Origin of the sequence: Phycicoccus jejuensis, assembly GCF_000720925.1 — a bacterium.
GTDB lineage: Bacteria > Actinomycetota > Actinomycetes > Actinomycetales > Dermatophilaceae > Phycicoccus > Phycicoccus jejuensis.
Genome location: NZ_JOEE01000003.1, coordinates 385,643 through 408,784, shown reverse-complemented (window position 1 = coordinate 408,784; position 23,142 = coordinate 385,643). Strand labels below are relative to the sequence as shown.

Sequence of the window (23,142 nt, the reverse complement as noted above, 5' to 3'; positions counted from 1 at the left end):
GTATCCTCGGCCGGGTGACCACCCCACGTCGTGCGCCCGGAGGGTTCCCCGTCGTCGGCATCGTCGGGGGAGGGCAGCTGGCGCGGATGTGCGCCGGCCCCGCCGCGGAGCTCGGCGTCACGCTGAGCGTCCTCGCGGAGGCCGAGGACGCCAGCGCCGCCCTCGTCGTCCCGAGCTCGCCGGTCGGCCACCACACCGACGCCGAGGCCGTCCTCGCCTTCGCGCAGGCCTGCGACGTCGTCACCTTCGACCACGAGCACGTCCCGGCCGAGGTCCTCGCGCAGCTCGTCGCGACCGGGGTGCCGGTGCACCCGACGCCCGACGCCCTGCGCTTCGCCCAGGACAAGCTCGCGATGCGCAAGCGGCTCACCGCGCTCGGGGTGCCCTGCCCCCGCTGGGTGCGCGCCGACACCGCGGCCGACGTCGAGGCCTTCGCCGACGAGGTCGGCCGGCCGTTCGTCGCCAAGACCCCGCGGGGCGGGTACGACGGCAAGGGCGTGGCCGTCGTGTCGTCCGCCGCCGAGCTCGAGGACTGGCTCGCCCGGGCCCAGGAGGCCGGCACCGGGCTGCTCCTCGAGGAGAAGGTGCCCTTCCGCCGCGAGCTCGCCGTGCTCCTGGCACGCAGCCCCTCGGGGCAGGCGGCCGCGTGGCCCGTCGTCGAGACCGTCCAGACCGACGGCATCTGCACCGAGGTGCTCGCCCCGGCGCCCGCGCTCGACGCGGACCTGTCGGCGCGGGCCGTCGAGGCGGGGCTGCGCGTGGCCGGCGCGCTCGGCGTCACCGGTGTCCTCGCGGTCGAGCTCTTCGAGCTGGAGGGGGCGGACGGCGAGCCAGGGTTCGTCGTCAACGAGCTCGCGATGCGCCCGCACAACTCCGGCCACTGGTCGATGGACGGCGCGGTGACGGGGCAGTTCGAGCAGCACCTGCGAGCGGTGCTCGACCTGCCGCTCGGCTCGCCGCGGCCGCGCGCGCCCTGGACCGTCATGGCCAACGTCCTCGGCGGTGACTACCCCGAGCTCTACCCGGCCTACCGGCACGTCATGGCCCGCGACCCCGAGGCCAAGGTCCACCTCTACGGCAAGGGCGTGCGCCCGGGCCGCAAGATCGGGCACGTCAACGTCTCCGGCGACGACCTCGCCGACCTGCGCGAGCGGGCCGGGCACGCCGCCGACTACCTCCAGGGAGTGGTCACCGAATGAGCACGCAGCCGGTCGTCGGCGTCGTCATGGGCTCGGACTCCGACTGGCCCGTCATGGGGGCCGCCGTCGCCGCGCTCGAGGAGCTCGGCGTCGAGTGCGAGGTCGACGTCGTCTCCGCGCACCGGATGCCCGAGGAGATGCTCGAGTACGGCCGCTCCGCCGAGAAGCGCGGGCTGCGCGTGGTCATCGCCGGGGCCGGGGGCGCCGCGCACCTGCCCGGCATGCTCGCGTCGGTCACCTCGCTGCCGGTCATCGGCGTGCCGGTGCCCCTGAAGTACCTCGACGGGATGGACTCGTTGCTCTCGATCGTCCAGATGCCCGCCGGCGTGCCGGTGGCCACGGTGTCGGTCGGCGGGGCGCGCAACGCCGGCCTGCTCGCGGCCCGCATCCTCGGGTCCGGCGAGGGAGCCGAGGCGCAGCGGCTGCGCGCGGCGATGGGGGAGTTCCGCACCGCGCTGCGCGACCAGGCGCACGCCAAGGGCGCGGCCCTGCGGGAGCGCCGCCGCTCCTGAGCCCTCGGCTCCGGCCGGCTCGGCTCCGGCAAGGTCGGCCCCGGCCGGTCGGCTCAGGCGGGGTCGGCCGGGAGGATGCCGCGCCGCTGCAGGTCGTCGACGACGCGCCGCGCGGCGCCGCCGTCGTCGAGGGGCGCGAACCGCTCGCGGAAGTCGCGGACCGCCGGGGAGTACCCGGCCAGGCGCGCGTCGTCGAGCAGCACCTCGGCGAGCTCGGCGGTAGTGCGCACGAGCGGCCCGGGCGCCTCCTGCTCGAAGTCGAGGTAGAAGCCCCGCAGCGAGTCGCGGTAGTGGTCGAGGTCCGGGACGAAGAAGACCATCGGCCGGCCGAGCACGGAGTAGTCGAACATCACCGAGGAGTAGTCGGTGACGAGGACGTCCGCGGCGGCGAGGAGGTCGTCCATCTCGAAGCCGGCGCCGGTCTCGTGGACACCCCACGGCAGCCGCACCTTGCCGCGGACCACCGGGTGCAGGCGCACGAGCACCTCGTACTCCTCGCCGACGAGGCGCACCAGCGCGTCGAGGTCGACCGGCACGGTGAAGGTGAAGCGGTTGCCCGAGCGCTGGTCGTCGCGGAAGGTCGGCGCGTAGACGAGGACCTTCTTGGACCGGGCGAGGCCGAGGCGGCGGCGCACCGCGGCGGCGCGCTCCTGCGGCGCGGTGACGAGCACGTCGTTGCGCGGGTAGCCCTGCTCGATGACCGGCCCGTCGTACCGAAAGGCGGAGCGGAAGCGCTCGGTGGCCCACGGCCCGGGCGAGAGCAGCACGCTCCAGTCGCCGATCATCCGGTCGACGCGCCCGACGTAACCGGCGTCGCGGCCGACGACGGCGTCGAGGTCGTGGAGCATCCGCTTGAGCGGCGTGCCGTGCCAGGTCTGCACCCATGACGTCGCCCGCGGCCGGGGGACGAGGGCAGGCATGTTCTGGTTGCTGACCCAGACGCGGGCGCGACCCATGACCCACTGGTGGCGCAGCGACTGCCGGCGCAGCACCGGCACGTCGGCCGGCACCGGCACGCCGGGCTCGAGGCTCCACGCGGTCCGCACCGGCAGGCGGCGGCGCAGCACCTCGCGGTGGATGGCGCCGGGGCTGTCGCCGAGGTCGTTGCCGATGTTGCTCTCGAAGACGACGAGGGAGGAGCGCGGCAGCCGGCTCGCGAGGGTGAAGGCGACCCGGCCGGCAGGACGCACGACCCGGCGACGGACGGCGGCGACCTTGCCGCGGCGGCTCGAGCGCTGCCACAGCCGCTCGGCGGACCCGACGAGGTCGCGCAGGCCCGGCGGGTCCAGGCGTCGACGGGGGGCCGAGCGGGCCGCCTCGACGATGCGCTCGCGGGCGCCGGCGTCGCGGTGGGCGATGAGGTTGTCGGACTTGCGCCGGGCCGCCGGGCTGATGGCGAACCCGCGTGCGGCGGCGGCGTCGAGCTCCTCGAGCACCTCCGCCCGGGTCGCGACGATCTCGCCGGGCAGCTCCTCGTCGAGGTCGAAGTGCGAGGGGCGCTTGCCGATGAACCGGGTGCGGTCGAACTGGTAGTAGACGACCGGGCGGTCGAGGAACGAGAAGTCGATCGCCGCGCTCGTGTAGTCGGTGAGCATCGCGGTCGAGCGCAGCAGCAGGTCCTGGATGCTCACCTCGCCGTGGCGGACGACGTCGACGTGCGAGAGGTCGAAGAGGTGCGCGAACGGCTGCATGTTCGCGTGGAGGTAGAGGTCCGCGCGCAGGTCGTTGCGGCGCAGGAAGTCGACGAACGCGGGGTCGTGGAGCAGGTCGTTCCACCGCGCGAAGAACTCGCTCGTCGCGACGTCGTCGGAGGTGCGCAGCCAGTCCCGCCACGTCGGCATGACGAGGAGGCGGCGCTCGGGCGGCGGGTGCTCCTCGAAGAGCCGGTCGTGCCGCGACAGGCCCGTGACGACGACCCGGTGCTCGGGCCAGCCGAAGTCGTCGACGATCATCCGGCGCTCGCGCTCGGAGCTGACGACGAACGCGTCGGCGCTGAAGCCGGGCGCCTTCCAGCCGTAGTTGGCGACCATGTTCTTGGTTCCCATGACGCCGTGCTGGAGGAAGACCCGGCGGGCCCGCACGTTGCGCTGGAAGGCGGGGCTGCGGGTGGCGAGCAGGTAGTCGCCGTGGTGCGAGGAGAGGATGCGCCGCGCCGCCAGGGTGGCCTCGACGTGCTCGCGGCTGCCGAACTCCAGCACTCCCGGGTCGTCGCCGAGGGCCTCGCGGTCGGGGGACCCGGGGGCGATGACGTAGCGCGCGTCGATCTCGGGGTGGTGCTCGCGCAGGTGGCGGTACAGCGCGATCCCGGTGTCCTGGGCGGTGTCCGGACGCTCGCCAACCACCCAGACCGGGCGGTGCCGGGTCTGCCAGCGCAGGCGGACCCCGTTGCGCGCCGGTGAGCGGGCGAGGTCGACGGCCGCGGCGTCGAGCGGACGGAACTCGAGGGCGAGGGCGCCGGACTTGAAGGTGCGGTAGGCGCGGACCTCGCCGGCGCCGTCGCCGGACCGCAGGACGGACGCGGGCATCGAGAGCCGCATCCGCCGGGCCACCTGGCGGACGGGGACCTCGGCACGGTGGTGGTGGTGCGCGACGTCGGCCGACAGCACGACGTCGAGGAACTCCGGCCGGTCCAGGCGCCCGACGACGTCCGCGGCCGTCAGGTGCGCGACGAAGCGGGTGCGCCGGGCCGCGGCCGGCCGCTCCACCGGCGAGAGGGGCCTCAGCTCGGTGCGCAGCGGGATGCGCTCGCCCGTCCGCCGCGCCACGAGCGTCAGCTCACCGGAGGTGAGGGCGAAGCTGCGGGTGTCGACGACACCGTGGACCTCCCATCCCTCGTGCGAGGCCCGCACCCGGACGACCCGGCCGGACCCCGACACCGGGGGCTCCTGGCGGGCGTAGGCGAGGCTGAGGTTGCCCCCGCGGCGCTGGTACGGGGCGATGACGCCGCCGGGGACCTCCACCGCCCGGGAGGCGGCGAAGGAGGAGTCCCGGACGGGCAGGGTGCGGTAGGTGCCCCGGCCCGGGCGGACGACGTCGTCGCCCTCGTCGGCCTCGAGGGTGAGCTCGAGGTCGAGGATGGCCATCGGGTCGGTGCCGGGGCGAGGAGCCCGGACGATCGTCTCGAAGCGGGGGTCGGCGGACGCGCCCACCTCCGCGAGGGGCACACGGGCGCGCTCGGTGCTGCTGCCGCCGAGGGGCGCCGACCACAGCGTGGCGACCTCGCCCGCCCGGGCGACCACCGCGACCTCGAGCAGCCGCACCCCGGGGCGGGCGACGACGAGGACCTCGAGCCTGTCGTCGGTCTGGGTGACCTCGAGCCGCTCGAGGGTGGCGGGACGCAGGATCCGCACGGCGGTGGAGGCCTCTCGGGGTCGGAGCAGAGGGGAGCGCCGGTGAGCACGCGCGCTGGGTCAACGATATCGGGGCCCGAGGGGTGCCCGGGAGCGGGGCTCAGCGCTGCATGCCGTCGCGGCGGACCTTCGGCCACTCGATCTTCGGGCAGGTGTCCATGACCACGCCGAGGCCCGCGCGCCGGGCGCGCTCGGCCGCCGCGACGTCGACCACCCCGACCTGCATCCACACGGCGTCGAGCTGGAGGCGGTCCTTGTGCTCGATCGCCTGGTCGACGACCGCGCCGACCCGCGAGGAGTTGACGAAGCAGTCGACGACCTTGAGGTCCTGGTCGGGGATGTCGGCGAGGCTCGCGTACCCCTGTGCGCCGTGGACCGTCTGGGCCTTGGGGTGCACCGGGATGATCGGCGTCCCGAGCTCGACGCTCATCCAGCGCGACACCGACCACGCGGGACGGGACCGGTTGTCCGACAGGCCGACGACCACCCAGATGCCGGGGTCCATGAGCAGCTCGCGGATCAGGTCGGGGTCGTTCTGGTGCCTCAGTGCGCCCATCCGTCCATCATGCTCCGCCGCCGGTGTCGGTGGGGGGCGCCGCGCGGACGGGCTCCCGACGGCGGGACGGTCGGGGCCCGTCAGTCGTTGCCGAAGAGGTCGCGCGTGTAGACGCGGTCCGCGACGTCGGCGAGCTCGTCGACGAGGCGGTTGGCGACGATGACGTCGGCACGCTCCTTGAGCTCCTCGAGCGAGACGAGCGGCGAGCCGAAGAAGTGGTCCTCGTGCAGCTCGGGCTCGAAGACGACGACCTCGACGCCCTTGGCCTTGAGGCGCTTCATGACGCCCTGGACGCTGCTGCTGCGGAAGTTGTCGGACCCGGACTTCATGATGAGCCGGTGGATGCCGACGACCTTCGGGCGGCGGGCGAGGATGTCGGTCGCCACGAAGTCCTTGCGGGTCGTGTTGGCGTCGACGATCGCCTGGATGAGCGTCTGCGGCACGTCCGCGTAGTTCGCGAGCAGCTGCTTGGTGTCCTTGGGCAGGCAGTAGCCGCCGTAGCCGAAGCTCGGGTTGTTGTAGTGCGTCCCGATGCGCGGGTCGAGGCCGACGCCGTCGATGATCTGGCGCGTGTCGAGCCCGTGGGTCGCCGCGTAGGTGTCGAGCTCGTTGAAGTACGCGACCCGCATCGCGAGGTAGGTGTTGGCGAAGAGCTTGATCGCCTCGGCCTCGGTGGGGTCGGTGAGCAGGACGGGCACGTCGGGGTCGAGGGCCGCCTCGGCGAGGAGGCGGGCGAAGAGCTCGCCGCGCTCGCTGCGGTCGCCGACGACGATGCGCGAGGGGTGGAGGTTGTCGTGCAGCGCGCGGCCCTCGCGGAGGAACTCGGGGCTGAAGACGACGCGGTCGGTGCCCAGGCGCTCGCGCAGGCCGCGGGTGAACCCGACGGGGACGGTCGACTTGACGACGGCGGTGGCGTCGGGCGCGATGCGGCGGACGTCGCCGACGACCTGCTCGACGCTGCTCGTGTCGAAGTAGTTCGTCCGCTCGTCGTAGTTCGTCGGGGTGGCGACGACGACGAACTCTGCGCCGCGGTACGCCTCCTCTTTGTCGGTCGTCACCGTGAGGTTCAGCCCGCCGGCGGCGAGGTGGCTCTCGATGTCGGGGTCCGAGATGGGGCTGCGACCCTCGCGCAGGGTCGCGACGCGGGACTCGTCGATGTCGAAGGCGACGACGTCGTGCCGGCGCGCCAGCAGGACCGCGAGCGAGAGCCCGACGTACGAGGTGCCGACGACGCAGATCCTGTGGGTCACGGCCGACAGCCTACGGTTCGGCGCGCTGGGGCATGATCGAGGTCCACGACCACGAGGAGAGCTCACGATGAAGTTCGGACTGTTCGTCCCGCAGGGCTGGCGCCACGACCTCGTCGGCATCGACCCGGCCCAGCACTGGGGGGTGATGGCCGGGCTCGCGCGCCGCGCCGACGGCATCGAGGACTGGACCTCGATCTGGGTCTACGACCACTTCCACCCGGTCCCGCGGCCGACCGAGGCCGGCGTGCACGAGGCGTGGACCCTCATGGCGGCGTTCGCGGGCGTCACCGGCCGGGTCCGCCTCGGCCAGATGTGCACCTGCCTGGGCTACCGCGAGCCGACCTACCTCGCCAAGGTCGCCGCCACCGTCGACGCCGTCTCGGAGGGACGCGTCGAGATGGGCATCGGCGCCGGCTGGTACGAGCACGAGTGGCGGGCCTACGGCTACGGCTTCCCGGGCGCCGGCGAGCGGCTGGCCCGCCTGCGCGAGGGCGTCGAGGTCATGCGGCAGATGTGGACCACCGGGCGCGCGACGCTCGACGGCGACCACTACCAGGTCGACGGCGCGATGTGCTTCCCGCAGCCGCTGCAGGGCACGTCGATGCCGGGCTCGCGCGCGAACGGCATCCCGATGTGGGTCGCCGGCGGCGGCGAGAAGAAGACGCTGCGCATCGCGGCCGAGTACGCCGACTACACGAACTTCGACGGCTCGCCCGAGGGCTTCAGCGCCAAGAGCGCGATCCTCGAGCAGCACTGCCGCGACATCGGCCGGGACTTCGGCGAGATCGTCCGCAGCGCCAACTACAACGTCGTCATCGGGCGCGACGAGCGCGAGGTGCAGGAGCGGCTCGCGTGGATCCGCGACCACTACGCGTCCGCCGGGCTGCCGGACGACGTCGTCGACGACACCGTGCGCTCCTTCGAGACCGGGCCCCTCGTCGGCACGCCCGAGCAGGTCGTCGAGAAGCTGAAGGACCTCCAGGCGCGCGGGATGACGTACGCCATCACCTACTTCGTCGAGCAGGCCTACGACCTCTCGGGCGTCGAGCTGTTCGAGCGCGAGGTGATGCCGGAGCTCGTCGACCGCGAGCGCCACGGCCACCTGTGGCACCTGCTGCGCGGCGAGTGACCGCCCCGGGCCGGCTCCGGTGATCCTCCCGCCCGAGCGGGACCCGCGGCTGACGACCGTCCGCCGCGGGGGCACCCTGACCGACGCCGACCACCGCCTGCTGGCCCTGTGGGCGGTGGCCTGCGCCGAGCACGTCCTGCCGCTCGTCGAGGCCGAGCGGCCCGACGACCCCCGCCCCCGGGCCGCCCTCGAGGCGGTCCGGGGCTGGGTGCGCGGCGAGGTCGGGATGATGGCCTCGCGTGCGGCCGGCGGGCACGCGATGGGGGCGGCCCGCGACCTGCGAGGGGCCTCGCGCTTCGCGGCCTACGCCTGCGGGCAGGCGGCGTGCGTCGCGCACGTCGCGGCGCACGACCTCGGGGCGGCCGCGTACGCCCTCAAGGCCGTGCGGGCGGCGGCAGCGCCCGGCGAGGCGGAGGCGGCGGGGAGGGCCGAGTGCGCGTGGCAGCGCGCGCAGCTGCCCGAGGCCGTGCGCGGGCTCGTCCTTGAGGACCAGGAGCGCCGCAACCCCCTGTGCTGGGACCTCTTCCACACCTGACCGCGCGCGACGTCCAGCCCCGGCTTTCCCCAGGGTGGGGGTGGGGTCGGTCAGAGGAAGAGGGTGGGGTCGAACTCGTCGATGGGGATGATCCGGACGCGCGGGAGGGGCTCCTTGAACGCGCGGACGTCGTGCTCGAGGTCGAGCGCCTCGAGCCCACGGCCCACGAGCGCGTTGAAGGCCTGGTTGCGGAACTCGTCGAAGCCCGCGACCGCGACCTTGCGGCCGTCGAGGAGGCCCTCGACCTGCGGCAGGAAGTCGCCGTCGTTGCTCACGAGGATGACGTCGGCGGAGCGCTCCTGCAGCGCCTCGAGGGTGCGCTGGATCGCGACGTCGACGACCTTGACGCCCGGGTCGCCGGACAGCGGCACCGGCCGGTAGCCGATGGCGAGCAGCGCCTGGACGAACGACATCGGCAGCTCGGAGTTGGCTGCGAGGAAGAACAGCCCGCGGGTCGGCTGCTGCCAGTGCTCCTCGGCGAACTTGAGGACCCGCTCCCACCGCGGGCGCTCCTCGGGCCGGGGCCGCCGGGCCAGGATCGCGTTGCCCAGGGTGGCGTCGATGTTCTCGCCGTCCACCAGCACGTAGGTCAGCCGGCCGCTCTCGTCCATGAGGGCAGGCTAGGGGGCCCGGCGGTCCACGTCGCCCCCGGGGGCCGGTGCGGTCCGGCCCGGGCCGTCAGGTCGTCGGCTCGCCGGCGGCCGCGCGCAGGGCGGGGAGGAGCTCCTCCACGGGGCGGGAGGAGCGCACGACGACGATCTCGGTCTCGGGCGGCGGCGGGGCGGGAGAGCCCGACGGCGCCGCCCAGCGGGCGACCTCGGCCATCGCCCGGCCGAGCTCGGCGCGGGCGTCGGCGGCGTCGGTGTGGCCACGCAGCCACCGGCGCAGGACGTGGTTGTGGGCGGTGACGACGGCGCCCGCGAGGAGCTCGGCGCGCAAGTCGGAGGCCTCGCTCTCGTCGGTCAGCCGGCGCAGGAAGACCCGGAAGGTGCGGTGGTAGGGCAGCTGGCTCGCGGCCTCGCGGTCGCGCAGGGCGGCGACCTGCCGGGTGATCCGGTAGCGCAGCCGCGCCCGGTCGCCCTCGGCCAGGTAGTGCTCGAGCACGAGCCCCGCGGCGTCGGCCGCCGCCTGCAGCGCGGGGGCCTCGGACGCGGCCAGGCGCTCCTCGACGCGTGCGACGAGCGCCTCGTGGTCCGGGAAGACCGCGTCCTCCTTGCCGCTGAAGACGCGGAAGAAGGTCGTGCGGCCGACGCCCGCCCGGGCGACGACGTCGTCGACCGTCGTCTCGTGGAAGCCGCGCTCGGCGAAGAGGGCGAAGGCGGCGTCGGTGAGCCGCTCGCGGGGGGTGGACGTCACACGGCCCACGATAGACGCTGACGGTGGTACTGAGTATCGTGAGACGGGACTGAGTACCACGCGCGGCCTTGGCCGCCGGACGGAAGAGGCACCCATGAGCGGCAACCCCGACTTCGACACCTACCGGCTCTCGGAGGACCACGAGGCCATCCGCGAGGCCGTCCGCGCCGTCGCCGAGGACAAGATCGCGCCGTTCGCCGCTGTGGTCGACGAGGAGTCGCGCTACCCGCAGGAGGCGCACGACGCGCTCGTCGCCTCGGACTTCTTCGCCCCGCACGTGCCCGAGGAGTTCGGCGGCGTGGGGGCCGACGCGCTCGCCACCTGCCTCGTCATCGAGGAGGTCGCCCGGGTCTGCGCGTCGTCCTCGCTCATCCCGGCGGTCAACAAGCTCGGCTCGATGCCGCTGCTCCTCGCGGCGAACGACGACGTCAAGAAGCGCTACCTCACGCCGCTCGCGGCGGGGGAGTCGACCTTCTCCTACGGCCTCTCGGAGCGCGAGGCCGGCTCGGACACGGCGGCGATGAAGTGCAAGGCCGTGCGCGACGGCGACGACTGGGTGCTGACCGGCCAGAAGTCCTGGATCACCAACGCCGGTGTCTCCGAGTACTACACGGTCCTCGCGGTGACCGACCCCGACGGCCCGCGCGGCAACAACATCACCGCCTTCGTGGTCGAGAAGTCGGACGAGGGGTTCTCGTTCGGCGAGAAGGAGCGCAAGCTCGGCATCAAGGGCAGCCCGACGCGCGAGCTGCACTTCGACCGCTGCCGCATCCCCGGCGACCGCGTCGTCGGCGAGGTCGGCGCCGGCCTGAAGATCGCCCTCGCGACCCTCGACCACACCCGCGTGACCATCGGCGCCCAGGCCGTCGGCATCGCCCAGGGCGCGCTCGACCAGGCCGTGGCCTACGTCAAGGAGCGGCAGCAGTTCGGGAAGAAGGTCGCCGAGTTCCAGGGCGTGCAGTTCATGCTCGCCGACATGGCGATGCAGCTCGAGGCCGCCCGCCAGCTCGTCTACGTCGCCGCCGCGAAGTCCGAGCGCTCCGACGCCGACCTGCCGTTCTTCGGCGCCGCGGCCAAGGCTTACGCGTCCGACGTCGCGATGCAGGTGACGACCGACGCCGTCCAGCTGCTCGGCGGCGCCGGGTACACGCGTGACTTCCCGCTCGAGCGGATGATGCGCGACGCGAAGATCACCCAGATCTACGAGGGCACCAACCAGGTCCAGCGGATCGTCATGGCTCGTCAGCTCCTCAAGGGCTGACCCGCCGACCCGGCCGAGCCGCCGCCGCGCTCGTCAGGCCAGGGCGAGGCGGGCGAGCGCGACGACGAGTCCGACGCCCGCGCAGGCCGCCAGGGTCCGCAGCACGGACCACCCGCGCCACAGGAGCAGGACGGCGGCCAGCGCGAGGTGGCCGAACGCGACGGGGTCGAGGGCGCGCGGGTCCGGGAGCTCGACCGAGACCGGCCCGCGGGCCGCGACGACGGTGCGGTCGGCGAGGGTGTGGACCGCGAGGTAGACGCCGAGGTGGGCGATGACGCCGACGACGGCGGCGGTGACCCCGCCCAGCGCGGCGGCGAGCGTGCGGTTGCCGCGCAGCCGCTCGATGAACGGGGCGCCGAGGAAGACGAGGACGAACGAGGGGACGAACACGACCCACGTCGTCAGGAGCGACGCGAGGACCCCGGCGGCCCAGGGGGAGAGGGCGCCGGGGTCGCGGTACGCGCCGAGGAAGGCGACGAACTGCACGACCATGATGAGCGGCCCGGGCGTCGACTCGGCGAGCGCGAGCCCCCGGGCCATCTCGCCGGGGGCCAGCCACCCGTACACCTCGACCGCCCGCTGCGCGACGAAGGCGAGCACCGCGTAGGCGCCGCCGAAGGTGACGAGGGCGGTGCCGGTGAAGAACAGCCCCTGCTGCGTGAAGACGCTGCCCCGCCCGGTGAGGAGCACGACGGCGGTCATCGGCACGGCCCACGCGAGCAGGCCGACACCGAGCACGCGGGCGACGTACCCCCGGGTCGGGCGGACGTGGTGGAGGGTGTCATCCCGGACGACCGGGGCGACGTCGCCGGGGCGGGAGGGCACGGCCGCCGTCGGAGGTCGGCCGCGAGCGGCGACCAGCCCGACCAGGCCGGCCGCGAGCACGACGAGGGGGAACGGCACGTGCACGAGGCCGAGGGCCAGGAACGCCGTCACCGCGATGCCCACGGAGAGGCGGGTGGTCAGCGCCTTGCGACCCACTCGCAGGACGGCCTGCGCGACGACGACGAGGACGGCCGGCGCGACGGCGGCGAACACCCCCGAGACGACGGCGGTCTCTCCCCACGCGACGTAGACGGCCGAGAGCCCGAGGAGGGCGACGAGCCCGGGGAGGACGAAGAGGGTCCCCGCGACGAGGCCCCCTCGGACACCGTTGAGGAGCCACCCGACGTACACGGCGAGCTGCTGGGCCTCGGGCCCCGGCAGCAGGGTGCAGAAGGAGAGGGCGTGGAGGAAGCGCTCGTGGCCGATCCAGCGACGCCGCTCGACGAGCTCGCGCTCCATGACCGCGATCTGGCCCGCCGGCCCGCCGAAGGTCTGCAGCGAGATCGAGAACCACGCACGGACGGCCACCGCGAACGGCACCAGGTCGGTGCGCCGGTCGGCGGCAGGCTGGGCGTCGGCCACGGTGGTCCTCCTCGGTCGCGGACCAAGGTAGGGGACGGCGGGGGCGTGGGACGAGCCACCGCCCGTGGCGACGTCGCGTGCATTCGGACGCACCGGCGGTCATGGGTGCTCGGGGGCCGTGGCCCGCAGCTGGTCACGAGCGGCTGAGCGGGGCGCGTCGAGAGCTGCCGAGAGGTGGTGCACGGGAGGGAAGTCCGGCCGATCGCACGGTCCGGTCGGACGATCGGCTGATTCGTCCACCGTCGAGCGGCCGCCCGGTCCCACCTCTGCGCACAATCACGGGGTCGACACAACTGGAGGACGGACCGTGCTTGTAGGGGAGCCCGCGACGTCCACGGCCACCCCCGCGGTGGCCGTGGGACGCCAACCGATCGTCGACCGCACCGGCGCGGTCATGGGCTACGAGCTCCTGTACCGCGCCGCGCGGTCGGACACCCCGCTGCCCTCCGGGGAGCAGATGACCGCCGACGTGGTGCTGGGTGCCCTGACCATCGGGGTCGGCCAGCTCGTCGGCGACAAGGTGATCTTCTGCAACGCCGAGCGGGGCGTGCTCACCGGCAGGACCCCCGTGACCCTCCCGCCCGCGCGCACCGTCATCGAGGTGCTCGAGACCGTGACCGTCGACGACGAGTCCGTGCAGGGATGCCGCGACCTCGTCGCGCGCGGGTACCAGCTCGCCCTCGACGACTTCGTGTGGATCGACGGCGCCGAGCGGCTGCTGGAGCTCGCCACGATCGTCAAGATCGACGTGCAGGCCCTCGGCCGGGAGGGTTCGCTCGCGCTCGCGGACCGGTGCCGGCCCTACGGCGTGCGGCTGCTGGCCGAGAAGCTCGAGACGCTCGACGACCTCGACTGGGCGATGCGCTCCGGCTTCGAGCTGTTCCAGGGCTACGCCATCGAGAAGCCGCGCGTGGTGCGCGGCCAGACCATCCCCACCGCCGCGCTGGCCCACGTCAACCTCGCGACGACCCTGCTCACCGAGGACGTCGACCTCGACGCGCTGGAGGCGATCCTGCGTCGCGAGCCCGGGCTCGTGCTCCAGGTGCTGCAGCTGGCGTCGGTCGGCGCCGACCACGGGCTCCGGCGCGAGGTCCGCGGCATCCGCGAGGCCCTCGTCATGCTCGGCACGGTCCGGATCCGGCAGTGGGTGGCGCTCACCCTGCTCTCGGGGCGGCCGGGGGCCGGAGCCGACGGGCTGGCGACCGCGCTGGTCCGGGCCCGCACCTGCGAGCTGCTCGCGGCCGAGCGCTCGGTCTGCGAGCCGGACTTCGCCTTCACCGCCGGGCTGCTGTCCGCCCTCGACCTGCTGCTCGGCGTCCCGATCGAGGACGTGGCGGGGATGCTCGACGTGCCCGCAGCGGTCGCCGACGCCGCCTTCCGCAGGGCGAGCGCCGCCGGCGAGCTGGTCGCCGAGGTGGCGGCGTTCCAGCACGGCGTGCTCGACGCGTCGCCCACCGCCGTCGCCGCTGACCTCGACGCCGCCGCGGCCCGCGCGTTCGCGTGGGCGATGCCCTACGTCAACGGGATGCCCGGCCCCTCGGCGTGAACGACGTCCGCAGCCGCACGGTGTGGAACGGTCCGCGTGCCCCTCACGCGCGGACGCGGCAGTAGAGCAGCAGGTCAGCGGCGAGGGCCTCCCGCGCGAGGCGCGCCAGCCGGTACACGTCCGGGCGGTCCCGCAACCCGGCCGCCGGACCGTCGGCGGAGGCGGCGACCGCGTCGCGCAGGTCGGCCGGGCCGGCGGTGGCGAGGGCCTGCTGCAGCCCGCGGGTCACGGTGACCACCAGCGGGGTGGGCCCGCGGGGTGCGCCCAGGGCGCGGCCGCTGCGCGGGTCGGCGACGACCTCGGCGTGCGGACGCGCGGTCAGGAGCTCCTCGTCCTCGCCGGGTGCGGCACGGCCGTCCTCGCCGCCACCGCGACGGCGCAGGCCGACGGTCGACCCGTGCTCGTCGGGGTCGGCTACCTCGGCGTCGCCCTGGCCTTCGGCCTCGCCGTGACCACCGCCGCCTACGGCGTGGGCCACCTCTCGGGTGGGCACTTCAACCCGGCCGTCAGCGTCGGGCTCGCCGTGGCCGGCCGGTTCTCGTGGCGGGACGTGCCCGCCTACGTCGCGGCGCAGCTCGTCGGGGCGGTCCTCGGCGCCGGTGTCCTCCTCGCCGTCGCCTCCGGGCGTCCCGGTTTCACGACGGCCGACGGGTTCGCGACCAACGGCTTCGGCGACCGCTCGCCCCAGCAGTACGGGCTGCTCGCGGCCCTCGTCGTCGAGGTCGTGCTGACGGCCGTGTTCGTCCTCGTCATCGTCGGTGCCACCGGCGAGCGCGCCCCGAAGGGGTTCGCGCCCTTGGCGATCGGCCTGACGCTCACGCTGATCCACCTCGTGTCCATCCCGGTGACGAACACCTCCGTCAACCCGGCCCGCTCGATCGCCCCGGCGCTGTTCGCCGGCGGCGCTGCGCTCGGCCAGGTGTGGCTGTTCGTCCTCGCGCCGCTCGCCGTCGGTCGTCGGACCGGGTGCGTCCTCAGGCCCCGCAGATGTCGGCGTCGGCGGGGCGGGCCTCGATGGTGGGCGTCGGCGTCGGGGCGGGCTTCGGTGCGCTGACCGGCTGGTCCGGCAGGGCCTTCGTCCCCGTGCGGTTCTCGACCTCGACGACGTTCTCGGACCCGGCGCCGAGCGTGACCCGGACGGTCCTCCCGAGCCCGGACGCCTCCTCGAGCGTCGCCCCGGGGAAGGCGGCGGCGACGGTGCGTGCGGCCTCCTCCTGCCCGGCGCCGTACTCGACGAGCGTGCCGGTCCGGCGCTCCCCGTTGCCGGTCGCGGTGACGGTGAAGCCCTGCACCGCGAGGGCGGCGCCCGCCTGGGAGGCCAGGCCCGAGGCGCCCGAGCCGTTGCGCACCTCGACCCGCACCTCGTCGGGGGAGACGGTGAGCGGCGACGCGGTCGGGGACGGCGACGCGGTGGCCTCCGGCTCCTGCCCGAGCCGGCGGTCCTCGCGGAACGCCGTCCAGATGACCTGCGCCGACTCCTGCCACTGGACGCGGTTGGGGTCGGGCTCGTAGGCCTCGTGGGGGACGGTGACGAACTCGATGTTGTCCAGGCCGATGCCGCGCACGCTCTCGGCGAGGTCCTTCATCGTGCCGAGGCCGAACTCCGGGTCGGTGGTCAGCGAGCGCGTCGCGGCGTCGAGGAACCCGTAGAGCCGCGTGGGCTGGAAGAGCAGCTGGCTCGAGGTGGCCTTCTGGGCGATCGAGGAGAGGAAGGCCTGCTGGCGCTGGATGCGGCCCAGGTCGGAGCCGTCACCGACCGACTTGCGGGTGCGGACGTACGCGAGCGCCTGCTTGCCCTGGAGGGTGTGGGTGCCCGCGCTCAGGCGCAGGCCCGACTCCTTGTCGTCGATGGCCTCGCGGGTGCAGACCGGGACGCCGCCGAGGGCGTCGACCATCGACTGGAAGCCGCGGAAGTCGACGACGCCGTAGTGGTCGACGCGCACGCCGGTGTTGCCCTCGAGGGTGCGGATGAGGCAGCCGATGCCGCCGATCTTGTAGTTGTGGTTCCACTGCCGCGTGACCCACTGGTCCTTCGGGGCGGTGGGGGAGCACTCCGGGGGTGCCTTGGTCATCGAGTCCCGCGGGATGGAGACGACCGTGGCCCACGAGCGGTCCTTGGAGAGGTGGACCAGCAGGTTGGTGTCGGAGTGCTGGCCCGGGTCCTCGACGACCTTGCCGATGGCGTCGTTGCCGTCGCCCTCCCGCGTGTCGGAGCCGACGAGCAGGATGTTGACGGCGCCGCGCGCCTGCGGGGCGGACGTGGGCCGGTCGGTACCGAGCGCGCCCGAGACGTCGACCTTGGTGATGTTCGAGTTCAGCCGCCACGCCGCGACGGCGCCGCCGGCGCCCCCGACGACGACGAGGGCCACGAGGCCGATCGCGAGGCGGCGACGCCACCGCGGTCGGCCGCCGTGCACCTCGCGGCGACGGGAGCGTGACGCGTCGGCCGCGGGTGTCTCGTGCGCATCCGGCTCGACGCCGTCCACCGGGTCCTCCCCACGGGTGCTGGTCAGGGCCCCGCGGTGCGGGACGTCGGGGAGTGTAACGAGCCGGGCTGGGGAGCGCGTCCAGGGTCGGGCCCGTCCGGGTGTCGCCCTCGTCAGCGACCCGAGGGGGTGCCGTCCGTCCCCGGCGGCGGCGCGTCGAGCGGGGTGCCGTCGCGCAGCATGCCGAACAGCTCCTTCGCGCGCTGCTCGTCCCAGAGGACCGAGGAGCCCGCCCGCGTCGTCGCGTTGAGGTCCGACACGGGCACGACGAGGCTCAGCGCCTCGTCGGAGGAGACCTTCCGCATCGTCGAGAGGATGCGGTACGCGTCGAGCAGCGAGGTGTCCTCGCCGACGAAGACGCTCGAGGCCGCCGCGTGGGTGAAGGACCACCAGCGCCACGGCACGAGCACGGTCCCCGGGGTCGCGGCCTCCTTCATCACGGCGCCGAGGAACTGGCGCTGGCGCTCGGCCCGGCCGAGGTCGCCCTTGGGGTCGGAGTACCGGGCCCGCACGTACCCGAGCGCCGTCGGCCCGTCGAGGGTCTGGCAGCCCTTCTTCACGTCGAGGTGCGCCTTCGCGTCCTTGATGTCGCGCGGCACGCAGATGTCGACGCCCCCGAGGCTGTCGACGACGTTGGCGAAGCCCCCGAACCCGATCTCGACGTAGCCGTCGATGCGCAGCCCGGTGGCCTGCTCGAGCGTCTGGACGAGCAGCTTCGGACCGCCGAAGGCGAAGGCGGCGTTGACCTTGTTGCTGCCGCGGCCGGGGATCGGGAGGTAGCTGTCGCGGGGGACGGAGACGAGGGCGGGCTTGCCGGAGCCCGACGGCACGTGGACGAGGATGATCGAGTCGGTCCGGCGGCCCTCGGCGGAGCCGGTGCCGAGCGCCTTCTTCTGCTCGGCGCTCAGCCCCTCGCGGCTGTCCGACCCGACGAGCAGGTAGGTGTGGCCGTCGCCGGCGGCGGGGCGCTCGCCGGCGGGCTCGGTGTCCTCGCGGCTGACCGTCGTCCACGCGTGCCACGGCGCCGCGGCCGTGACGGCCACCCAGCCGACGAGGAGCAGGACGAGGAGGAGCGCGACCCGGCGGGCGGGACGGCGACGGCGCGGGGGCCGCGGCTCGCGCACCGGGCGCGCCGAGCGGCCGCCGCGACCTCCGTCCCCGCCGCGCGCGGGGAGCGGACGGCCGTACTCGTCGTACCCGCCGGCGGGCTCGGCGGCCGCCGGCGCCGGCCGGCGCGGGGTCCGGGGGAGGGCACCCGTGGGTGCGGAGCGGGAGCCGGTGGGCGCGGACCGGGGCGCGGACGCCCGGGGGCGCCGCCGCGTGTCGACGACGTAGACGTCGTCGTCGGACCCCTGGGGGATCGGTCGGGCGCGGTCGTCGTCGCGCATCGTGGGTCCACCTCCGGGTCGGTCGCGGCGATCCAGTATGACGGGACCGGCCGGGAGGGCGGCGACGGCGGGGCCGGCCGAGCGCGCCGCGGCGCCGGTCGCGCGCTCGGCCGGCCCCCGGCGCGCCTCGGCCGCGCCCGCGCCGGGCGTGCCGATACTGGCTGACCATGGAGGAGCGACGGGGTACCGACCTGCTCGAGCGCGACGCGGTCGGGGACACGCTGCGGGTCGACACGCGGGGACGATGCGCCGGCAGCCGCGAGCGGCGCCGCGCCGTCACCCTCCTCGTGCTCACCCTCGTGCTGCCCGGCAGCGCGCAGGTCGCCGCCGGCAGCAAGCGGCTGGGTCGCCTCGCCTTGCGGGTGTGGGCCGGGGTGCTCTGCCTGGCCCTCGTGGCCGTGCTCGTCGGGCTGGTCAGCCGCACCACGCTGCTCTCGGTGCTCACCTCGGGCGTCGTGCTGGTCCTCCTCCAGGGACTGCTCCTGTGCCTCGCGGTCCTCTGGGTCGTCCTGCTCGTCGACGCCTGGCGGCTCGGGCGCCCGGACCGGCTCCCGGCCGGCGACCGCCGCCGGCTGCTCGTGCTGCTCCTGGTGCTCCTGCTCGTCCCGGGCCTCGTCGGCTGGCTGGGCACGACCGTCGGCACCGCCCGGGCCGCGATGACCTCGGTCTTCGGGACCGGGGAGGCCGCGGGCGCGGTCGACGGCCGGTACAACGTCCTGCTCCTCGGCGGCGACAGCGGCGCGGGCCGCACGGGCCTGCGCCCGGACTCCATCCAGCTCGCGAGCGTCGACGCGCAGAGCGGTCGTGCCGTGCTCTTCGGGTTCTCGCGCGAGACCGAGAACATCCGGTTCCGCCCCGGGTCGGTCATGGCCGGCCTCATGCCCGAGGGCTGGACCTGCGGCGACGAGTGCCTCCTCAACGCGCTCTACACCTGGGGCCACGACCACGCCGACCGGTTCCCCGCCGGCACCCCCGACCCGGGCCTGCTCGCGACCCGGGAGGCGGTCGAGTCGCTGACCGGCCTCGACATCCAGTACTACGTCATGGTCGACCTCAAGGGCTTCAGCAGCCTCGTCGACGCCGTCGGCGGCCTCGACATCGCCGTGCAGCGCCGCACGCCGATGGGCGGCGGGTCGCGCGAGATCTTCGAGTGGATCGAGCCCGGTCGCCAGCACCTCGACGGCTTCCACGCCCTCTGGTACGCCCGCAGCCGCACGCAGTCGACGAACTACGAGCGGATGGCCCGGCAGCGCTGCGTCGTCACCGCCCTCGTCAAGCAGCTCGACCCGCAGACCGTGCTCCTCAACTTCGGTGACCTCGCGGCGGCCTCCAAGGGCGTGTTCAGCACCGACATCCCGCAGGACGCGCTCGCCGGGCTCGCCGACGTCGCGGTGAAGACCAAGCAGGAGAAGATCACGTCGGTCAACTTCGTCCCGCCGCTCATCAAGCCCTGGGACTACGACCCGGCCGTCGTCCGCTCGACCGTGGCGAAGGCCATCGCCGCCTCCGAGAAGGCGCCGGCGCCGCGTGCCGCGGCCGCGTCGCCCGCCGCGAAGAGCGGCGCCGCGACCACGAGCAGCCCGGTGAAGGCCACCCCGACGCCCAAGGCCTCGACACCTGCCGTGATGGAGCGCCCGGGCAGCGACCCCGACGCCAACACCGAGGACCTCGCCGGCGTCTGCTCGGCCGGCTGACGTCCGCCGCGCGCTCCGTCGGGGGCGTCACCCGATGGGCAATACTGACCGCCGTGCCCGACACCGCCTTCGCCCGACGCAACGCCGAGAAGGTCCTCTGGCTCCCGCAGTACGTGCTCGGGGACCTCGTGACGCGGGTCGTGCCCCGGCGTCCCGGGACCTGGGTGGTCGGCAGCGCCTACGGCGTCCACGACGGTGCCCGCGCCCTCGTCGAGGAGCTCGTGGAGCGTGGCCGGGCCGCCGAGGTGACGTGGCTCGCCCGCACCCCGCAGGAGGCCGCGGACGCCCGGGCCCTCGGGGTCCGCGCCCTGCGCCACGGCTCCCTCGCGGCCTTCCGTGCCGCCACCCGGGCCGCCGTCGTCGTGCTCACCCACGGCTACGGCGACGCCAGCCGCTTCGGCACCGGGGGAGCCCTCGTCGTGCAGCTGTGGCACGGCAGCCCGCTCAAGCGGATGCACCTGGACAGCCCGGCCGCGATGCGCCTGCCGCTGCTCGGTGACGCGCCGCCCGTCCCGGCCCTGCTCGGGGCGATGTACCGGCGCGGGGGTGCCCGGATCGGCCTCCTGCCCGTGTCGTCGCCGACGGTGGCGCCGCTCATGGCCTCCGCGCTCGGGGCCGACCCCGAGCGGGTCGAGGTCCTCGGCGAGCCGCGCGCCGACGTGCTGTTCCGCGGCACCGAGCAGGAGCGGCGCGACGCCGCGCGGGCCCGGCTGGAGGCCTCGGTCGGCGACCTCGGCGGGCGGCGCGTTGTCCTCCTCGCCCCCACCTGGCGCGACGGCGCCGCCGACCCCGTCGTGCCGACGCCGGCGGAGTGGGCCGCCGTCGAGTCCTGGCTCGCCGCCCACGACGCGGTGCTCGTCGTGCGCCCGCACCCGCTCGCGGTCGGCGACTGGTCGCACCGGTCCGACGCCGTCCGGCTGCTCGACTCCGCGCTCGAGCCCGAGGTGATGCGCGTCCTGTGGGCCACCGACGCCGTCGTCAGCGACTACTCGTCGGTCGTCCTCGACGCGGCGGTCACCGGGGTCCCGCTCGTGTTCCTCGCGCCCGACCTCGAGGACTACACGCGGCGGCACGGCCTCTACGAGCCCTACGCGGCGACGACCGGCGGACGGGTCGAGCGCACCTGGGCGCAGGCGCTGGACCGGCTCTCCGACACCTGGGTCGGGGCGCCCGGGCGTGACGAGGCGCTGCGGCACACCCGCGCCCTGGCCGACCGCTACCACCAGCGACGAGACGGGCGCGCGGCCGCGCGCGTCGTGGACCGGGTCGACGCCCTGCTCGGACGGCCCGCCACCTCGCCGGTGGGACCCGTCCGCGGCACCGCCTTCTTCGAGAGCTTCCACGGGCGCAACGTCTCGTGCAACCCCGCGGCCATCGACCGCGAGCTGGCCCGGGTCGCGCCGGCCGTGCAGCGGTACTGGTCGGTGTCCCGCGACGACGTCGAGGTGCCTGCCGGCGCGACGGCCGTGCGCGTCGGGTCGCCCGAGTGGCTGGCCGCCCGCGACCGCGCCGATCTGCTCGTCCTCAACGACTGGATCGAGGACGGCTGGCGCCCGCGCCGCGAGCAGTTCGTCCTCCAGACGTGGCACGGCACGCCGCTCAAGCGGATCGCGCTCGGCCGGCGCGACCGCACGCCGCGCCTGTTCGCGGCGGTCGTCAAGCAGTCGACCCGCTGGTCGGCGATGCTCGCGCAGAACCCCTTCGCGGCCCGAGCGCTGCGCCGCAGCTACGCCGTCGCCCGCCCGATGTGGACGCTCGGCTACCCGCGCAACGACGTCGTCGTCACCTCCTCCGGCGAGGACGTGCGGGCGCGCCTGGGCGTCACGACGCCGCGGGTCGTCCTCTACGCACCGACCTGGCGCGACGACGCCCTCGACGGCCCCGACCCCCTCGACGCCGTCGCCCTCGCCGACCGGCTCGGCCCGGGGTGGACGGTGCTGGCCCGCGGACACGCGCGCACGCTGGGGCTGCGGGCCGAGGTGGGCGCCGACCGGGTCCTCGACGTCACCGGCTACCCCGACGTCAGCGACCTGCTCGCCCTCGCCGACGTCCTCGTGACCGACTACTCGTCGGTGATGTTCGACTTCAGCGCCACCGGGCGGCCGATGGTCTTCCACGTCGCCGACGCCGAGCACTACGAGCGCGAGGTGCGCGGCTTCGCGTGGGACCTCGGCGAGCGGGCCCCCGGGCCGCTCGTGCGCTCGGTCGAGGAGGTCGCCGACGCCGTGGACCGCGCCGACGACCCGGACGAGCGGGCCCGCTGGGCCGAGCGCTACGCGCGCTGGCGGGCGGACTTCAACGCGCTCGACGACGGCCACGCCGCCGAGCGCGTCGTGCGGCGCCTGCTCGACGTCGGGGCGCTGCCCCGCCGGTGAGCCTCAGGGGCGGGGGACCGCCCGGTGCCGCCGCAGTCGCGAGCGGTCGACCGTGGTCCCGGCCCCCGCGAGGAGCCCCTTGAGGAAGCCCGCGCCCCACGTCGTCTGGATCGTCGCGACCACCGCGGCGTCCCGCAGCCGGTCGGCCGGCTCCGTCGCGCCGGCGCGGGCCGCGACGTAGCCGAGGAAGCCGGCGTAGGCGACCGGCGCGGCGTGCGCGAGGGCGAACGGCACCGGATGCCGGCGGTCGGCGCCGGTCAGGGCGACGGCCGCGCTCGCGGCGAGCCCGGTGACGACCGCCGGCGCCGCGAGGTAGCGCAGCCGCGAGCGGCCACGGCGACGGACCATCTCGCCGCGCCACACACCGGTGGCCCACATCTGCCGGACGAGCGGGCGCCAGGCCTCGCGAGGCCAGTACGTCACCTCGACGTCCGGGACGAACCACACCTCGAGCCCCGCCGCGCGCAGCCGCTCGTTGAGGTCGTAGTCCTCGCCGCGGCGCAGGGTCTCGTCGTAGCCCCCGACGGCCTCCAGCGCCGAGCGGCGGAACACCCCGAGGTAGGCAGTCTCCGCAGGCCCCGCGGCGAGGCCGCCGTGGTGCACCCCGCCCCCGAGCCCGAGGCCGCTGTTGTACGCCCGCGCGACGGAGGCCTGCAGCGGGGTGCGGCCGACCGCGCGCATCACGCCGCCCGCGTTGGCGGCGCCGGTCTCGAGCAGCACGCCGACCATCCGGCGGGTGTAGCCGGCGGGCAGCTCCGAGTGCGCGTCGACCCGGACGACGAACTCGCCGGTCGAGGCCTCGAGGGCGCGGTTGAGCCCCGCGGGGATGTCGGTGGCGTCGTTCTCGACGACCCGCACCCGGGCGTCCTCGCGGGCGAGGCGGGCCGCGACCTCCTCGGTGCCGTCGCTCGACGGGGCGAGGGCCACGACGACCTCCTGGGGCCCGTCGTGGTCCTGCGCGAGCGCGGCACGCACCGCGTCGGGCAGGCGCAGCGCCTCGTTGAGGACGGGCACGAGATAGGACACGGACGGGCCGGACACGGGGTCACCTGGGGGTCGTCGGGTGGGGCGCGGGTCAGGCTATCGGGCGGTGCACGC

Annotated in this window: 19 protein-coding genes; 9 read left to right on the top strand and 10 right to left on the bottom strand. The window is 74.9% G+C overall.

Features of this window, described 5'->3' with window-relative positions; translation table 11 throughout:
• Positions 1–14 precede the first annotated feature (14 nt).
• Complete coding sequence (locus IG69_RS0108170; protein WP_030527674.1) at positions 15–1,199, top strand: 5-(carboxyamino)imidazole ribonucleotide synthase; 1,185 nt, start codon at positions 15–17, stop codon at positions 1,197–1,199.
• Positions 1,196–1,711, top strand: a complete 516-nt coding sequence (gene purE, locus IG69_RS0108165) for a 5-(carboxyamino)imidazole ribonucleotide mutase (protein WP_030527673.1) — start codon at positions 1,196–1,198, stop codon at positions 1,709–1,711. The genes IG69_RS0108170 and purE overlap by 4 nt, the downstream gene beginning before the upstream one ends.
• Before the next feature lie 53 nt (positions 1,712–1,764).
• On the opposite strand, the gene IG69_RS0108160 is transcribed toward purE, so the two are convergent.
• From IG69_RS0108160 to IG69_RS0108150, 3 genes are all read right to left on the bottom strand, one after another.
• Positions 1,765–5,061, bottom strand: a complete 3,297-nt coding sequence (locus IG69_RS0108160) for a CDP-glycerol glycerophosphotransferase family protein (protein WP_051750360.1) — start codon at positions 5,059–5,061, stop codon at positions 1,765–1,767.
• 100 nt (positions 5,062–5,161) lie between these two features.
• Positions 5,162–5,617, bottom strand: coding sequence for a CoA-binding protein (locus IG69_RS0108155; RefSeq protein WP_030527671.1), 456 nt, complete (start codon positions 5,615–5,617; stop codon positions 5,162–5,164).
• 80 nt (positions 5,618–5,697) lie between these two features.
• Positions 5,698–6,867: a nucleotide sugar dehydrogenase gene (locus tag IG69_RS0108150; RefSeq protein WP_030527670.1), complete on the bottom strand. Its 1,170-nt coding sequence runs from the start codon at positions 6,865–6,867 to the stop codon at positions 5,698–5,700.
• Between the two features lie 67 nt (positions 6,868–6,934).
• Here IG69_RS0108150 and IG69_RS0108145 point away from each other — a divergent pair, with 67 nt between their 5' ends.
• On the top strand, positions 6,935–7,996 hold the full coding sequence (locus IG69_RS0108145; RefSeq protein WP_051750359.1) for an LLM class F420-dependent oxidoreductase: 1,062 nt from the start codon (positions 6,935–6,937) through the stop codon (positions 7,994–7,996).
• A 19-nt stretch (positions 7,997–8,015) separates the two neighbouring features.
• On the top strand, positions 8,016–8,531 hold the full coding sequence (locus IG69_RS0108140) for a putative immunity protein (protein ID WP_030527668.1): 516 nt from the start codon (positions 8,016–8,018) through the stop codon (positions 8,529–8,531).
• 50 nt (positions 8,532–8,581) lie between these two features.
• Here IG69_RS0108140 and IG69_RS0108135 read toward each other — a convergent pair whose 3' ends face one another.
• A complete protein-coding gene (locus IG69_RS0108135) occupies positions 8,582–9,142 on the bottom strand; it encodes an NYN domain-containing protein (protein WP_030527667.1) in 561 nt (186 codons plus the stop codon).
• Positions 9,143–9,209: 67 nt separating this feature from the next.
• Positions 9,210–9,887, bottom strand: coding sequence for a TetR family transcriptional regulator (locus IG69_RS0108130; RefSeq protein WP_051750358.1), 678 nt, complete (start codon positions 9,885–9,887; stop codon positions 9,210–9,212).
• A 94-nt stretch (positions 9,888–9,981) separates the two neighbouring features.
• On the opposite strand from IG69_RS0108130, the gene IG69_RS0108125 reads away from it, so the two are divergent.
• Complete coding sequence (locus tag IG69_RS0108125) at positions 9,982–11,148, top strand: acyl-CoA dehydrogenase family protein (RefSeq protein WP_030527665.1); 1,167 nt, start codon at positions 9,982–9,984, stop codon at positions 11,146–11,148.
• Positions 11,149–11,181: 33 nt separating this feature from the next.
• Here IG69_RS0108125 and chrA read toward each other — a convergent pair whose 3' ends face one another.
• Entirely contained in the window at positions 11,182–12,555 is a 1,374-nt protein-coding gene (gene chrA / locus IG69_RS0108120) for a chromate efflux transporter (protein ID WP_036829432.1), read from the bottom strand.
• 355 nt (positions 12,556–12,910) lie between these two features.
• On the opposite strand from chrA, the gene IG69_RS0108115 reads away from it, so the two are divergent.
• Entirely contained in the window at positions 12,911–14,101 is a 1,191-nt protein-coding gene (locus IG69_RS0108115) for an EAL and HDOD domain-containing protein (RefSeq protein WP_157577430.1), read from the top strand.
• A gap of 43 nt (positions 14,102–14,144) precedes the next feature.
• Here IG69_RS0108115 and IG69_RS0108110 read toward each other — a convergent pair whose 3' ends face one another.
• On the bottom strand, positions 14,145–14,339 hold the full coding sequence (locus tag IG69_RS0108110; RefSeq protein ID WP_030527662.1) for a hypothetical protein: 195 nt from the start codon (positions 14,337–14,339) through the stop codon (positions 14,145–14,147).
• Between the two features lie 66 nt (positions 14,340–14,405).
• Here IG69_RS0108110 and aqpZ point away from each other — a divergent pair, with 66 nt between their 5' ends.
• Positions 14,406–15,155, top strand: coding sequence for an aquaporin Z (gene aqpZ, locus IG69_RS0108105; protein ID WP_084696661.1), 750 nt, complete (start codon positions 14,406–14,408; stop codon positions 15,153–15,155).
• Here the strand turns inward: aqpZ and IG69_RS20125 are convergent.
• Together IG69_RS20125 and IG69_RS0108095 are read right to left on the bottom strand one after the other, a co-directional pair.
• On the bottom strand, positions 15,076–16,587 hold the full coding sequence (locus IG69_RS20125) for an LCP family protein (RefSeq protein WP_245616108.1): 1,512 nt from the start codon (positions 16,585–16,587) through the stop codon (positions 15,076–15,078). The genes aqpZ and IG69_RS20125 overlap by 80 nt on opposite strands.
• A 113-nt stretch (positions 16,588–16,700) precedes the next feature.
• Positions 16,701–17,975, bottom strand: a complete 1,275-nt coding sequence (locus IG69_RS0108095) for an LCP family protein (protein ID WP_030527659.1) — start codon at positions 17,973–17,975, stop codon at positions 16,701–16,703.
• Between the two features lie 167 nt (positions 17,976–18,142).
• Between IG69_RS0108095 and IG69_RS0108090 the strand changes: the two genes are divergently transcribed.
• A complete protein-coding gene (locus tag IG69_RS0108090) occupies positions 18,143–19,669 on the top strand; it encodes an LCP family protein (RefSeq protein ID WP_084696660.1) in 1,527 nt (508 codons plus the stop codon).
• A 53-nt stretch (positions 19,670–19,722) separates the two neighbouring features.
• A complete protein-coding gene (locus IG69_RS0108085) occupies positions 19,723–22,044 on the top strand; it encodes a CDP-glycerol glycerophosphotransferase family protein (protein WP_036829429.1) in 2,322 nt (773 codons plus the stop codon).
• Between the two features lie 3 nt (positions 22,045–22,047).
• Here IG69_RS0108085 and IG69_RS0108080 read toward each other — a convergent pair whose 3' ends face one another.
• The gene (locus IG69_RS0108080; RefSeq protein ID WP_030527656.1) at positions 22,048–23,085 is read right to left on the bottom strand and encodes a glycosyltransferase; all 1,038 of its coding nucleotides are present in this window, start codon (positions 23,083–23,085) and stop codon (positions 22,048–22,050) included.
• Positions 23,086–23,142 lie beyond the last annotated feature (57 nt).